Source organism: Saonia sp., assembly GCF_056326165.1.
Map to the genome: position 1 here is coordinate 121,367 of NZ_JBWFBN010000001.1, position 15,119 is coordinate 136,485.

Here is a 15,119-nt window from a genome sequence, read left to right on the forward strand (position 1 = left end):
TTGCGCTTTTTTAAATTGGAAAACATGGTAATCGGCTTGTTCTGAGAAAGCTCGTAAAATCGCTTTAAAATGAATATTAGGCTTTTTTAAGGATGTAGATTAGAGAAGAATACTCCTTTGTTCTCCATGCTTTTAAATTGGACCACAATCCAACACAAAAAGCTTTAAAGAAATTCTGTTTTCCGGTTTTGTACTTCTCGGATAAAAGTGAAACATAGAACGAATCAAAAACCATAGGTCTAATTTCTGATATCTTCATGTTTTCTTTTTCAAATAGAATTTTGATACTTTGTTTAGAAAAATGCCACAAGTGTCTTGGAACATCATAAGCTGCCCAAAAAGATTTATAATATTTGGCATCATACGATTTGTAATTCGGAACAGCCACGACCAAGGTTCCGTTTTCTTCAAGGAGTAAGCTTATTTTTTTAATTTGTAATTCTAAATCAGGCAAGTGTTCCAATACATGCCACAATGTAATTACCTGATATTTTTTTGTTGATAATAATACCTCTAGATCTTTAAAGGTTTCAACTCCTTTTTCTTTTGATTTCTGACTTGCAATCTCATTAGGCTCTACCCCATCAACCTGCCAGCCAGCATTTTTTGCAACCAACAAAAAGTCCCCTGTCCCAGCACCAACGTCTAAAAGCGTTTTTTTATCCTTGGTTAGATTTGAAATTAACTTAAGCTTCCTTTTGAGGCTGTGTCTTTTTACAAATTGATAAATTTTATCTACGGCTGTTCTTTGAGAATCTGTATGAGAAATATAGTCATCACTTTGATAATAGACATCCAAGTTCTTTGGTTGGGGCTCAGTAATCAACATATCCATAACTGGGTTTTGCATCAATTGAAACTCTTCGCCTGAAACTGAATAATCTTTAGTTTTTAAATACAACTTCATTGTAATTGTGAGTAGACAAATATTCTTCTTTTAAGCTTCGAAGATACTTTAAAACTACTTCTCTAGAAAGTGAATTTTCGTCTAAGCAATCTCTTTCTATATCACTATAGACTTCAATGGCTATATACCAATTCCCTTTTCTATAGACTCCGCCATTGGGTGTAAAGACGGGTTCATAATCATCACCATCTGTTGCTCTACTCAATGCTACATCCATAAAAACTCCAAGAATTGGAATGCTTTTATCTTGAATCTCGGTCTCATAAAATGAGAAGAAATACTGAGCGTCATCAATCATAAATGGAACATCATCATATACATTTTCATTGTCTAATTGATATTTAATATTTACATACTTATAAAATTGTTCAGCCTCCTTTGGGTCTTCAAAAATGAACATATTGCGTTTGGGAAGGTTTCTTTTGAACTTTTTACCTGTGGTTAATTTGTAGTCGGGTATGTTTGGCGCAATACGAATAGGAATGCATGACTGTATAAAAATTAAAAACAAAAAGGCGGGTATTGTTCTTTTCATATTCAACAAGCTTAGAAGTGGTCTTTAATTCATCAAAAACCAAGCCAACAACAGTGAAATATGTACAAAAAGAAAATGTTCCACGTGGAACATTTTGGCGTGATTAGGCAAACAAGCGCATTGCTAACGCCCCATGAATACCAATAGAACGCTTATGTCGCTTGGAGAAACGCCACTTATTCTTGATGCTTGGGAAATGGTAACAGGTCTTATTGCGTTGAGTTTTTCGCGGGCTTCATAAGACAAAGATTTTAATTTGTCATAGTCAAAATCTGCAGGGATTTTTACATTCTCAAGACGATGCATTTTGTCCGCATTGTTCTTTTCTTTACTTATATATCCTGAATATTTTACTTGTATTTCAGTCTGCTCCATCACCTCTCTATCCAATTTGTTTTCTTTTGCGAAAGTAGAAACAGAGTCAATTTTAAGCATGTGTTCCATCGTAACTTTTGGCCTAGAAAACACCTTAAACATCTTGTCCGATTGTTTTACCTTGGCAGAAGAAACACTTTCTAATATTGGATTAATATCATCTGGCAATACGCTTGTAGTTCTAAAAAATTGGATAAATTCATTAGATTTTTTAAGCTTCTCCTCCATTCTCATCAAGCGTTCTTTTTTAGCCAATCCAATCTCATAACTCATGGGTGTTAAACGCAAATCAGCATTGTCTTGTCTCAACAACGTTCTGTATTCAGCTCTAGATGTAAACATTCTATAGGGTTCCTCTGTGCCTTTTGTAATAAGGTCATCAATTAAAACCCCTATATAGGCCTCGTCCCTTTTTAGAATAAAAGGCTCCTTTTCGTTAATCTTTAGGTGCGCATTAATTCCTGCCATTAATCCTTGCGAAGCTGCCTCTTCATAACCTGTGGTTCCGTTAATTTGACCAGCAAAATACAAATTGCCAACCACCTTAGTTTCTAATGTATGTTTTAATTGGGTAGGTGGAAAATAATCATATTCAATGGCATATCCAGGCCTAAAGAACTTTACATTTTCAAACCCTTTGACAGATTTTAACGCATTATATTGTACATCCTCTGGGAGCGAAGTGGAAAAGCCATTGACATAAACTTCAACCGTTTTCCAGCCCTCTGGTTCCACAAATATCTGATGGCTATCCTTGTCGGCAAATCGATTAATCTTATCTTCAATTGAAGGGCAATACCTAGGCCCAATACTTTTAATACGGCCATTAAACATAGGTGACCTATCAAAGCCTTCTCGCAACAAATCGTGAACCGTCCTACTAGTATGTGTCATATGACAATCCACTTGGGTTGTCAAAGGAAGTGTATTGGTATAAGAGAATTTTTCAGGTATAACATCCCCCGGCTGCGGTATCATAACAGAGTAGTCCAAAGAACGGCCATCCACCCTTGGCGGAGTTCCTGTCTTCATTCTTCCGCTATCAAAACCATAATCCACCAATTGTTCGGTAATTCCAGTAGCTGCTTTCTCGCCAGCTCTACCCCCACCAAATTGTTTTTCGCCAATATGTATAAGGCCATTTAAAAAAGTGCCATTCGTTAATACTACAGACTTAGATTTAATGTCAATTCCCAAAGAAGTTCTAACGCCGACCACTTTGTCCTTTACAACCAATATCCCCGAAACCATTTCTTGATAAAAATCAACGTTTGGAGTTTCTTCCAAAGCCAATCTCCATTCTTCGGCAAAACGCATTCTATCATTTTGAGCTCTAGGACTCCACATGGCAGGTCCTTTAGACTTGTTAAGCATTTTGAATTGAATAGCAGACTTGTCTGTAATAATCCCGCTATATCCGCCTAAAGCATCAATCTCCCTAACAATTTGGCCTTTTGCAATACCGCCCATAGCAGGGTTGCATGACATTTGCCCAATGGTTTGCAAATTCATGGTAATTAAAAGCGTTTTAGAGCCCATATTGGCAGCGGCAGCTGTTGCCTCCGCACCTGCATGACCTCCTCCAACAACAATTACATCATATTCTTTTTCAAACATACTAGTCGTCATGTTCCACGTGGAACAATTTTATCATTTCATTCTCCTTTTGCCGCATAATAGCCTTCTCAGCATCAGTTTTGTCATTAAACCCTAAAAGGTGTAGGATTCCGTGAGACATAACCCTCAACAATTCTTCTTTAAATTCAATATCAAGGGTTTCAGCATTTTCCTTAACTCTTTCGATTGAGATAAAAATATCGCTGGATATAAGGTTGTTCACAGAATAATCAAACGTAATTATGTCTGTATAGGTGTCGTGGTTTAAATACTTCTTATTAACATCAAGTAAATAAGAATCATCACAAAAAATATAATTTATGTCCCCACAAAAACTGTTCTCTACATCAAAAATATGAAGGATCCAATCCTCGTGCCTTTTCTTATCCTGTAACTGGAAATCCGTTTCGTAATGAAAATTAATTATCATTCTTAAAATATACCTGTACCTTGTTTTGAAAATTTTGCTGCAAAGGTAATGCTTGTCTATTTAAAATCTCTATTTGATTTTGATAATCCTTAAGCAACTCAGGTCTGGTAGTAACGGGGTTTATAAAAGAATTGTAGTTTGTCTCACTTTTACGCTCTTCTTTAATGCCTTGCTTTAAAGCTGCATTTTCCAATTTTAATAATTGATGCTGAATAACATTCATTTTGTTAAGGGTTCTTTGTGTTATTCCATTTTCAATTAAATCATTTTCAAAATCCTCCATTTGTCTAATGAGTTTCTGAGCCAACCCTCTTTCCTGATTGTTAATCATATCCTGCAATTGATTCTCCAGCTGTTCTCTAATCTGTTGCTGTTCTTTATAAATTTCGTATAATTCCTGTAACTCCTGCTCACTTGGCTGTCCATCTCCTGAACCTCCCTGATTCTCCCCTCCTTGTTGTTTGCTATTGCCTTTATTACCTTCTTGACCACCTTTGCCAATTTTGCCTTGACTACCTTCTTGACCAGATTCCCCTTCTCCACTCTTTTTTCCATCCCCTTCTTTGCCTTCGCCAGACTGCCCCTCCTTTTCTCCTTTAGAACCAGATTCTTCAGATTTTCCCATCTCACCCATCTTCTTCTGCAACTCACCTTGACCTTTTATAATATCTGGCAATTGAAAACCGCCCTGGCTCTTACCACTTCCAGAGCCAGAAGACATACTCTGTTGCATATTGTCCAAAACATGGGCAAGGAAGTCAGCCAAGCTGTTAGAAGCATTCAAAACATATTGCTGGTAAGATACTCCTTGGTATATTTTATTGTCGGTAATACTGGCAAGGCTTTTGTCTATGTTATAATATACTTCCGTAATTTGTTCATTAACAAATTCTGATAGTTCGGCTCTTCTAAGCGAAAGAGCAAATAAACTGTCATCTACATGCTCAAACAATCCTCTAAGTTCTTGTTGTTTCTTAACCGTGTTAGAGAATTGTGCAATTTCCATGTCGGCTTCATTTAATTCATCATATAAATTTTCCTGTTTAAAGGAAAAAGTAACCAAATTGTCCAATATCTGCCTTAGCATTTCCGCATCTTCTGCGTTTTCTGAATCACTACTGCCAGATGAAGACTGCTGCAAGGATTCACTCATCTCTTTCATTTTTTGAGCAGCAGACTTTTGTTTTTTAGATGCCTTACTTTGAGGTTCGGCGGTATTGTTTTCTCCTGAAAATTGTTGGTCACCTTTTTTCATGTTAAGCTCATCTAAAGCCTCTTCTTGGTCCTTTTTTACACTTTCCTGTTTGGGTTTGCTTATGTCCAAAGACAATGGTTTATTAAGTTCCTGATTGTCTTTTTTTAATTCATCCAACTCATCAGAAATAGTATTGAAATTTTCATTAAGTTGTTCTTGATTTTGCGGTGTAAACTCTTCTGTCTCTACTTTGGAGAGCTTTTCCTGTTCTTTGGAAAGCAATTCCAATTCTTTAGCTAGTTGACTTGCTTTCTCAGTAACGTAATAACGCTTTGTCAATTGCAAAAGCTGATCCAGACTACGTTCACTGTTTTGTTGTTGCTTTCCAAGCTCCTCGAGCTTTTTGGATAGTTCTTCTTTTTTGATTTTATCAGCAACTTTGTTAAGTTCCTCAAGCAGCTTTTCATTCTTTCTTGCCTCTAGTTCCTGGCGTTCCAAGCGCTCTTTCAATAATTGATTAAATTCATTATTTTCATGGTCTTTGTCCAAATTTTCCTTTAGTTGCTTACTAAATTTCTGCATCATGCTTTCTTGTTGCTGTTGCTTATTAAGAAAGTCCTTTATTTGGTTTTTTTCATTAAAGTTAAGTTCTGTGTTCTCCTTTTGCTCTTTGTTAATATCGCTAAGTATTTCCTTTTGTTCCTTTAACTTGTCCAAAGACCTGTCCAAATTATCAATTAAGCTCTCTTGTTTTTTTAACTGGTTGTTTTTCAATTGATTAGAATCTAACAAAGCCATGTTAAAAACTCTACTTTTAGTGGTCTTTCCATTGTGTATGGCATCATTGTCTGTTGCTTGAAAATAAAAATTATAATTTTTCCCCGTATCTATTTGAAGTCCAGAAGGATACGTGTAATAAAATTGATTAAAACTAGTATTTGGGCTTGCCAGTTTTATGGTTTGTTTGTCCGTTTCATTGGAATAACAGACTAGCTCAATTGTTCTAACCTTATAATCATCCGAAACGTCTCCAACAAAATAAAGCACATTAGGGTTTAAAGAATCTATTACCTGATTAACTTCAATGCTAGGGTGCTTATCTTTTATAACGTTTAGAGTATACCCAAGCTTCTCATATTCATCAACATTTGTATTTGATGTAGCTATTTGGTAAGACACATCCGAATATATATTCTTTGATAATTGAAACACCTCATCGGACTTAACAAAAGATATTAGGGTGTCTTGCTCAACAAATTTAATCTCATCCGTGTTATTACCTGCAATCCGCCATGTAACTTGTGTGCCTTCTGGAAAGGTAGCATTGCCTGTGCCTTTAAGAGTTTCATTAGGTTTATTCGTATAGTTAGGGAAATTCAAAATCATATTAAAATTCTGAATAGATGGAACCGTAAGTGCTTTCAATGTATAATTCCTAGACACAATATCGTTAGCATTAAAATGAAAGTCCGTTGTGGTCAAAGGTGGAGAAAAAGTATAGCTATATATACCATTCTCTTCTTGTAAAAGGAACTCTTTACCATCTATTACAATAAAAACCTGCTCTGGCTTAACCTTGCCTTCGGTAGATAGTTGAACAGTGAACGATTCACTTTCCAAAGCATTAAATTCCGTTGAAAACAATTTAAAAGTAAAGGGAGCTGGTGGTTCATACGCCATATCATAATTGACCACCCGTGTATAGCTGCCGAAAAAAGAACTCAAATTCCCAGATATACCAATTAACAATAAAATTATTGCCGGAATTATTAGGTATTTGGCATATTTAACATTCTCCCTAAAGTCTATCGCCTTGTTAAACTGAAAAGGTTTTAAGCTCATTGAACGCTGTTCTATACTGGCCAGCAGCAATTCTGACTTATCTGTATTTTCGACCAGGTCCAATAAATTAAAAAGTTTGTCTTCTACCTCTGGAAAATGTTTCCCTATAAGTAAAGAGGCTTGTTTGTTATCAATCCCTTGTTTTAGCTTAAAAAGATAAAATAAGGGTGTTACAATATATTTGTACAGTAAAAACAGCTCCACGCCTATAAAGAGTAAAAACAGGATGAATCTACCTGTTGAATTCAGCCACAAAAAATATTCAATAGCAAGGGTTGCCAAAAAATAAAGAAGCCCAAAAGAAAGGAAAAGCAGAATTCCCTTAAGCAATACTTTTGTATAATACTTCTTGGAAAAAAGATTCAGCTTATTTAATATGGCATTATAATTATTCAAAAAATCTCGTATTTAATCCTAAGATACCTCATCCAATAAAATGAGGCATCAAAAAAACGTTAAAAAAGCAATTGTGGGTATATATTTAAACGCAAACTGCCCATTGGATTGTATCCAAAAGATGATAATAAACAAACCGATCGGTTTATGGTTTCCCTTTTAAATAATGAATTTAACAGAATTAATGCATTTCATCGATATCTGTCTTTCCCATGTCTATTATGAGAATCGTACCTATTACATGATAAACACTTAATGCCGACTAGTTGGTCGGTTTAATGAATTTTATTTCAATATGAATTAAATTTGTTCTATACAACCAATCTAGGATGCTAAACCAGCTATTAATAAGACCCGCAATTATAGAAGATGTGCCAGAAATCTTAACAATCATAAATTATGAGATTAAGAATTCTACCGTGGTCTATGACTATGTTGAAAGAACGCTTAACCAACAAACCCAATGGTTTTATACAAAGCAAGAGGCTAAAATGCCCATCTTGGTAGCAGAAAAAGAATCAACCGTTATTGCCTTTGGAACTTTTGGGATTTATCGGCCATGGGAAGCATATAAATTTAGTGTGGAACATTCTATTTATGTTTCCTCAGAGTCTAGAGGTCAAGGCGTGGGCAAATTATTAATGCAGGAACTAATTATTCTTGCCAAACTTCAAGGATATCACACCATGATTGCCGGAGTTGATGCTGACAATAAAGGCAGTTACCGTTTTCATGAGCAATTTGGGTTTAAAGAGGTGGGGCGTTTTAATGAAGTTGGTTATAAATTTGACAGATGGTTAGATCTTATCTTTATGCAACTCTACTTATAGCAGTATTCCCTATTAAATCTGTGCTACATAAATTATCTTTGCGCCAAATTATACTTTAATGAGTAAAAAAGTACGAGTCCGTTTTGCGCCCAGCCCTACAGGCCCACTTCATATAGGTGGTGTTCGCACTGCATTGTTCAACTATTTATTTGCCAAAAAGCATGATGGTGATTTTATCCTAAGAATTGAGGATACTGATCAAAACCGATATGTAGAAGGGGCAGAGCAGTACATTGTTGATGCCCTAAACTGGTGTAATATTCCATTTGATGAAGGGCCAAGCAAGGAGGGTGATTACGGGCCTTATAGACAAAGCGAGCGTAAACACTTGTACAAACAATATGCAAATGAACTTATTTCAAAAGGAAAGGCCTATTATGCTTTTGATACTGCAGAAAAGCTAGATTTCCATAGAAAAGACCATGAGGCAAAAGGCAAGACTTTTATATACAACTGGCATAATCGGTTAAAATTGGTGAATTCACTTTCATTATCAACTGAAGAGGTTCAAAACAAAATAAATTCTGGTGAAAACTATGTTGTACGGTTTAAATCTCCTCAGGATGAAAAACTTCATTTAAAGGATATTATCAGGGGTGATATAGAAATTGACACCAATATTCTGGATGACAAAGTCCTTTTTAAAAGTGATGGAATGCCCACGTATCACCTTGCAAACATTGTGGACGACCATTTAATGGATATTACCCATGTTATCCGTGGGGAGGAATGGTTGCCTTCTTTGGCCTTGCACCAACTTTTATACGATGCTTTTGGATGGGAAGCCCCAGAATTTGCTCATTTACCATTGATTATGAAGCCCGTAGGCAAAGGAAAGTTAAGTAAAAGGGATGGCGACAAATTAGGGTTCCCTATTTTTCCTCTTTCTTGGAACGAATCAATCGGATATAAAGAGGTTGGTTATTTTCCAGAAGCCGTTGTTAACTTCTTGGCCATGTTAGGCTGGAACCCTGGAACGGAACAAGAGATTTTTAGCCTTTTAGAATTGGTTGAAGCCTTTTCATTAGAGCGAGTGAACAAGTCTGGAGCGCGTTTTGATTCAGAAAAGACTAAATGGTACAATCAATATTATCTGCAAGAAAAAAGTAATGGGGAGCTGGCAGGGTTGTTTTCTGAGGTTTTAAAGCATAAAGGTCTCGACTCCGCTCGACCAGACAACTATATAGAAAAAGTGGTTTCCTTAATTAAAGAGCGCGCAACTTTTGTTTCGGACTTTTGGGGTTTGTCAGATTACTTCTTTGTTGCTCCAACTTCTTATGGCGAAAAAGCCGTCAAAAAACAATGGAAAGAAGGGACGGCCGAAATTATGAATCAATTAATCGCCGTTTTAGAGCCAATTTCTGATTTTTCCTCTGAAAATGTGGAAAACATTGTGAAAGCATGGATTGCAGAAAAAGAGCTTTCATTTGGAAAAGTGATGCCTCCATTGCGTCTGGTAATTGTAGGTGATATGAAAGGCCCGCATATTTTCGATATTCTTTCACTAATAGGTAAAGAAGAAAGTCTTTCCCGTATTAAAAAGGCAATAGAAACCCTTTAAGTTAGGTTAAGTTTGTAACATTCTTTTATAAAACACTACTAATATCGTACAGAGTTTTGTAAATTGATTCCATTAACTTAAAATCTAACCATCATGGGAAACTTCTTTTTTATACCAATAATTTTCTTTGGACTATTGATTCTTCTTTCGTCCTTTTTTACTGTAAAACAACAAACAGCGGTTATTATAGAGCGGTTCGGTAAATTCCAAAGTATTCGGCCATCTGGACTGCACATGAAAATTCCGCTAATAGATCGAATAGCAGCCAAAGTCGGTCTTAAAATTCAACAATTGGATGTAATTGTTGAGACCAAAACATTAGACGATGTTTTTGTAAAGCTTAAGGTCTCGGTTCAATATGTTGTTCTAAAAGACAAGGTTTATGAGGCCTTCTATAAATTGGAATATCCCCACGATCAAATAACTTCTTATGTCTTTGATGTTGTTAGGGCAGAAGTCCCTAAAATGAAATTAGATGATGTCTTCGTAAAAAAAGATGACATTGCAATTGCCGTAAAAACTGAATTACAAGAAGCTATGTTAGATTATGGGTACGACATTATTAAAACCCTTGTTACAGATATTGACCCTGATGCTCAGGTAAAAGAAGCCATGAACCGTATCAATGCTTCAGAGCGTGAAAAAATTGCCGCTCAGTTTGAAGGTGATGCTGCTCGTATCTTAATAGTAGAAAAAGCAAAGGCCGAAGCAGAAAGCAAAAGATTGCAAGGGCAAGGTATTGCGGATCAACGAAGGGAAATTGCTAGAGGTTTAGAAGAATCGGTAGAAGTATTGAATAAAGTAGGTATAAATTCCCAAGAAGCTTCTGCTCTTATTGTAGTTACTCAACATTATGATACGTTACAATCAATTGGTGAAGAAACAAACACTAATTTAATATTACTGCCGAATTCTCCACAAGCCGGTAGTGATATGTTAAATAATATGGTTGCCTCTTTTACAGCAAGTAATATGATTGGGGAATCTATGAAAACTCAAAACGGGAAAGGTAAAAAATAAGCTTCTTTTTTTACTCTTTATTGTTAAAGCCTCCTTTTGTTCTATAAAAAAGACCATAAGGAGGCTTTTAGTTGTTAAAACTTAAATTAGCGCCCTTAAAAGCACCATTTTTGTTTTACGAATAATAATGAAGCCGAAATTATAAAACCTGCTGAAAACAACTTAAAACAAGCTCGTTATAATAGAAAATATCAATTGGTATATTTTAACTGATAAATAACCTCTATGCTAGTTCTTTTGCTGAACTTTTGCCCAAGTGTCCCGTAAACCAACCGTTTTGTTAAAAACCAATTTTTCAGAAGAAGAATCCAAATCAATATTAAAGTAACCTAAGCGTTGAAATTGAAATCTATCTCCAATTTTGGCCTCTTTTAAACTTGGTTCTACAAAACCTGTAATTACTTTTAAAGAGTCGGGATTTATAAATTCCATAAAATCTTTGTCCTTATGGGCATCCGGAGTTTCATCTGTAAATAAACGGTCGTACAATCTTACTTCAGCAGGAACAGCATGTTCAATAGAAACCCAGTGCAAGGTGCCCTTTACCCTTCTTAAGCTTTCTTCCGTTCCGCTGCCGCTCTTGCTTTTTGGGTCGTATGTACATTGGATTTCAATAATATTCCCATCGGTATTTTTTGTGCAGCTCTCGGCTTTAATAATATAGCCGTTCTTAAGTCTAACTTCTCCTCCAAGCTTTAATCTAAAGAATTTTTTATTTGCTTCCTCTCTAAAATCTTCTTTTTCAATATACAATTCTCTGGAAAAAGGAACTTTTCTAGTGCCTGCACTTTCATCTTCTGGATTGTTTTCTGCATCCAGCCATTCTTCTTGGCCTTCTGGATAGTTGGTAATTACAAGTTTAACGGGATTCAGCACCGCCATGACCCTTGGCGAAATTTTATTAAGGTGTTCCCTTACATTAAATTCCAACAAGGAAACATCTACCACGTTGTCCCTTTTGGCAATACCAATGGTCTTGGCAAAATTCTTTATGGACTCCGGGGTATACCCTCTTCTTCTTAATCCAGAAATGGTGGGCATTCTGGGGTCGTCCCATCCTTTTACTATGCCGTTTTCAACCAACTGTAGTAATTTTCTTTTGCTTACAACGGTATGGCTAAAATTCCGTCTTGCAAATTCACGTTGTTTGGGCCGTACTTTGTTTTCATCATACACCTGATCCAAAAACCAGTCGTACAACTCTCTGTGCATGGCAAATTCCAACGTGCAAAAAGAGTGGGAAACCTGTTCAATATAATCGCTCTCACCATGTGTCCAGTCATACATGGGATAAATACACCAATCGGTATTTGTTCTGTGGTGAGCTCTGTGCAAAATACGGTATATAATGGGATCTCGCATTAACATATTGGAAGATTTCATGTCAATTTTTGCCCTTAACACGTGTGTTCCTTCGTCAAACTCTCCTTTTTTCATCTTTTCAAAAAGCTCAAGATTTTCCTCAACAGAACGATTTCTATACGGGCTATCAATCCCAGGTTCCGTTGGTGTTCCCTTTTGCTTTGCCATTTCTTCAGAAGATTGACTGTCAACATAGGCTAAATTGCTTTTAATCAAGCTAATGGCCCAGTCATAAAGTTGTTGAAAATAATCAGAGGCATAGCATTCCTTATCCCACTCATAGCCAAGCCACTTAACATCCTCCTTAATAGCATCCACATACTCTTGTTCTTCCTTCGCAGGATTGGTATCATCAAATCTTAGATTTACAGGAGAATCATAGCTAAGACCAAGCCCAAAGTTTAAACAAATGGAGCTTGCATGTCCTATATGCAAATAGCCGTTTGGCTCTGGCGGAAACCTAAATCTTAATTTTTCTTTTGGAAAACCTGTTTCTAAATCTTCTTCTACAATATGCTCAATGAAATTGAGTGATTTGGGAGCTTCTTCCATGCAATTGAATTATAGCGCAAATGTAGGAAAAATGGTGCTATTCATCGATAAAAAAGAACATACCATGGAATAAAAGCATTTCACAACATAATTAAATGGTGCTACAACAATAAATTCCCTAGGGTATAATTATATGCCATATTTGTTGTTGAGTATAAGTCTTGTAAATGTTTTTATAGAAAAAACTCAAAAAATAAAGTACTAACGGAGTAGTAATCCCCCAAAACTACATGCACTATGAAACCAAATCTACATTACATTTTCTTATTTACTGTATTGCTTTCCTTCTTTGGAAATGCAGATGCGCTTTATGCACAAACTTTAAATAAGCCCGAACCTGCAGACAACCCAAATTTAGGTGGTAATTCAGTCTGGACCGCTGCTTGTGCCTCAGCAAGCTTCAACGAATACTTTGTAAACTTTACTTGGAATCCTCCATTGGTAAATAGCGACAACGCATTCATATTGGAATTATCAGACGCAAACGGCAGTTTTTCCAATCCAGTTGAATTGGTAAACGACAATACGTTAAATGCTGATTTTGATATTGATTTTCAATTTGCTCTTCCAACAGACACTAGAGGAGAAGGTTATAAATTTAGAGTGAGAAGTACCAGCCCTGCGCTAACAAGTCCAGAATCTGATGCTTTTTCCATGTACTATATAGATTATGATTCACCATTATTGATAAGCCCAAATGGAGATGGCAACATCCCGTCTGGTGGAACCATACAGCTTTGTGATGGTAGTTCTGCTACTCTGGCGCCGCATAACATTCCAAACGCAAATACCTATCAGTATAATTGGTATAAAAGTTCAACTCTCCTAAGTGAGAAGGGCGCCTCATTAACAGTGTCAACTCCAGGAATGTATTACGTTGAGGTAGATTATGGATCCACTTGCTCTGGCTCTGCCAACACTTTATCAAATACAATAGAAATAACTATTGGGGCAAGTTTAGGAATAGCAATCAACAATCCATCCAAAACATCACTGTGTTCTGGGGAGACTGTTGATTTAGAATCAAATATTATTGACCAAGGACTAACATATACTTGGTATAAAGACGGAGTCGCCATCACTTCTCCAACCGTAGATGATGATACTTATACTGTTGATGCGTCTGTTGCTGGTTTTGAAGGTGATTATACAGTAGAAATTGATGGGTCAGGAACTTGTTTAGAAGTTTCTGCTCCAATCACAATCACAAATGCCGGTGATTTTACCGTTACAAGGGATAATCCAGAAAACATAGTGATTTTACCTAGTCAAACAGAAACATTAAGTGTTTCAACAACTGCTAGTTCGCCTTTATATCAATGGTATAAAGACGGTATACAAATAACCGGGGCCACAAGCAGTACTCTTGATGTTGCAGATGCTGGAGTATATTATGCAGCGGTTACACTAAGTGGTGGAGCCTGTGCTTCTACAACGGTAAATTCCGAACAAACTACAGTGGTGTCTCCAGCTTCATTTGAAATAGCGATAGACTATGCAACAGTCTATACGTCTTGTACAAATACCAGTGTTGTTCTAGAGGTTGCGACAATAAATGCTGTCGCAGGAGACGGAAGCAAGACAGATGTTACAACAGACTTATTGTCTGGCTTTACATACCAATGGAAAAAAGATGGTGCTGATATCTCGGGACAAACTTCTAATTCTATTAGTCTTACGGATATTTCTGAAAATGGAAGCTATGAGCTTGATGCCTCTTTAACTAGCTACAGCCCGTCATCTAACTCATTGCCCGTGCAATTGTTGGTAAATGAAACACTAGCAATAACAAGTAGTGGAACTGTTAGCTGTAATACAACTGATCTTATTAATATAAGTACTTCAACGGACCTTGCTTCTGCAGGCTTTGAATGGTTTAGAGATGGTGTTAGTGTAAGTACAACAGATGAAACACTTAGGGTAGCAGAGACTGGAACATATCAATTAGTGGTTCAAAGAAATGGATGTCCCTTGACATCAAACGAAATAATTATTTCGCCTTTGGACGCTTCCTTAATAACATTGGATTCTCCTGAAAGGGTTGTTTTCCCAGAAGGAAGCTCCAAAGTAGTTAGAGCTACTGGTGGTACAGCGTATCGTTGGTTAGATACAGAGAATAATTTATTAAGTAATTCAGATTCTGTAACATTTACAGATGAGGGAGATTACATTCTTATTGCTAGTGTAGGCAACTGTGATATTACAAGAAACTTGACTGTAGATTATTTGGAGACATTTAAGGTTCCAAATGTTATTACAGTAAATGGCGATGGTATTAATGACCAATGGGTACTACCTAACAGCTATTCCAATGATTCAGAAGTTACAGTAACTATATACAATGAAAAGGGAGAGGAAGTGATAAACGAAACCAATTATCAAAACAATTGGCCTTCTTCAACAACTGCATTTGCAAAACAAAATGAAGTTTTCTTTTATAAAATTAGAAGAGCAAACGAGGTCTTAAAACAAGGCACGGTTACTATCATACGATAAA

The 15,119-nt window shown here is 36.3% G+C and carries 10 protein-coding genes; 4 read left to right on the plus strand and 6 right to left on the minus strand.

Annotated elements, in window-relative coordinates; genetic code table 11:
- Positions 1-76: 76 nt before the first annotated feature.
- The 5 genes from AC000W_RS00570 to AC000W_RS00590 form a co-directional block, all read right to left on the minus strand.
- A complete protein-coding gene (locus AC000W_RS00570) occupies positions 77-907 on the minus strand; it encodes a class I SAM-dependent methyltransferase (protein ID WP_474745148.1) in 831 nt (276 codons plus the stop codon).
- Entirely contained in the window at positions 885-1,442 is a 558-nt protein-coding gene (locus AC000W_RS00575) for a hypothetical protein (protein ID WP_474745150.1), read from the minus strand. Before AC000W_RS00575 ends, AC000W_RS00570 begins: the two co-directional genes overlap by 23 nt.
- A 123-nt stretch (positions 1,443-1,565) precedes the next feature.
- Positions 1,566-3,434 carry a tRNA uridine-5-carboxymethylaminomethyl(34) synthesis enzyme MnmG gene (mnmG, locus tag AC000W_RS00580; RefSeq protein WP_474745151.1) on the minus strand — a complete coding sequence of 623 codons (1,869 nt, stop codon included), beginning with the start codon at positions 3,432-3,434 and terminating at the stop codon, positions 1,566-1,568.
- A 1-nt stretch (position 3,435) separates the two neighbouring features.
- Positions 3,436-3,861, minus strand: a complete 426-nt coding sequence (gene ybeY, locus AC000W_RS00585; protein WP_474745799.1) for an rRNA maturation RNase YbeY — start codon at positions 3,859-3,861, stop codon at positions 3,436-3,438.
- Positions 3,854-7,297: a hypothetical protein gene (locus AC000W_RS00590; protein ID WP_474745152.1), complete on the minus strand. Its 3,444-nt coding sequence runs from the start codon at positions 7,295-7,297 to the stop codon at positions 3,854-3,856. Before AC000W_RS00590 ends, ybeY begins: the two co-directional genes overlap by 8 nt.
- A 329-nt stretch (positions 7,298-7,626) precedes the next feature.
- Here AC000W_RS00590 and AC000W_RS00595 point away from each other — a divergent pair, with 329 nt between their 5' ends.
- The 3 genes from AC000W_RS00595 (at position 7,627) to AC000W_RS00605 (ending at position 10,708) form a co-directional block, all read left to right on the plus strand.
- The gene (locus AC000W_RS00595; protein WP_474745154.1) at positions 7,627-8,127 is read left to right on the plus strand and encodes an N-acetyltransferase family protein; all 501 of its coding nucleotides are present in this window, start codon (positions 7,627-7,629) and stop codon (positions 8,125-8,127) included.
- A gap of 58 nt (positions 8,128-8,185) precedes the next feature.
- The gene (gltX, locus tag AC000W_RS00600; RefSeq protein ID WP_474745155.1) at positions 8,186-9,688 is read left to right on the plus strand and encodes a glutamate--tRNA ligase; all 1,503 of its coding nucleotides are present in this window, start codon (positions 8,186-8,188) and stop codon (positions 9,686-9,688) included.
- 93 nt (positions 9,689-9,781) lie between these two features.
- A complete protein-coding gene (locus AC000W_RS00605) occupies positions 9,782-10,708 on the plus strand; it encodes an SPFH domain-containing protein (protein WP_474745157.1) in 927 nt (308 codons plus the stop codon).
- Positions 10,709-10,936: 228 nt separating this feature from the next.
- Here the strand turns inward: AC000W_RS00605 and AC000W_RS00610 are convergent, their stop codons facing one another.
- Positions 10,937-12,622 (minus strand): glutamine--tRNA ligase/YqeY domain fusion protein, encoded by a 1,686-nt coding sequence (locus AC000W_RS00610; RefSeq protein ID WP_474745158.1) that lies wholly within the window; start codon positions 12,620-12,622, stop codon positions 10,937-10,939.
- Between the two features lie 237 nt (positions 12,623-12,859).
- On the opposite strand from AC000W_RS00610, the gene AC000W_RS00615 reads away from it, so the two are divergent.
- Positions 12,860-15,118, plus strand: a complete 2,259-nt coding sequence (locus AC000W_RS00615) for a T9SS type B sorting domain-containing protein (protein WP_474745159.1) — start codon at positions 12,860-12,862, stop codon at positions 15,116-15,118.
- The last annotated feature ends 1 nt before the right edge of the window (position 15,119 follow it).

What these genes read in the sequence shown, in the direction of transcription:
- mnmG (WP_474745151.1), bottom strand. Translation starts at nt 3,434, where the DNA reads ATGTTTGAAAAAGAATATGATGTAATTGTTGTTGGAGGAGGTCATGCA.
- AC000W_RS00615 (WP_474745159.1), top strand. Translation starts at nt 12,860, where the DNA reads ATGAAACCAAATCTACATTACATTTTCTTATTTACTGTATTGCTTTCC.
- AC000W_RS00610 (WP_474745158.1), bottom strand. Translation starts at nt 12,622, where the DNA reads ATGGAAGAAGCTCCCAAATCACTCAATTTCATTGAGCATATTGTAGAA.
- AC000W_RS00570 (WP_474745148.1), bottom strand. Translation starts at nt 907, where the DNA reads ATGAAGTTGTATTTAAAAACTAAAGATTATTCAGTTTCAGGCGAAGAG.
- AC000W_RS00595 (WP_474745154.1), top strand. Translation starts at nt 7,627, where the DNA reads ATGCTAAACCAGCTATTAATAAGACCCGCAATTATAGAAGATGTGCCA.
- gltX (WP_474745155.1), top strand. Translation starts at nt 8,186, where the DNA reads ATGAGTAAAAAAGTACGAGTCCGTTTTGCGCCCAGCCCTACAGGCCCA.
- AC000W_RS00575 (WP_474745150.1), bottom strand. Translation starts at nt 1,442, where the DNA reads ATGAAAAGAACAATACCCGCCTTTTTGTTTTTAATTTTTATACAGTCA.
- AC000W_RS00605 (WP_474745157.1), top strand. Translation starts at nt 9,782, where the DNA reads ATGGGAAACTTCTTTTTTATACCAATAATTTTCTTTGGACTATTGATT.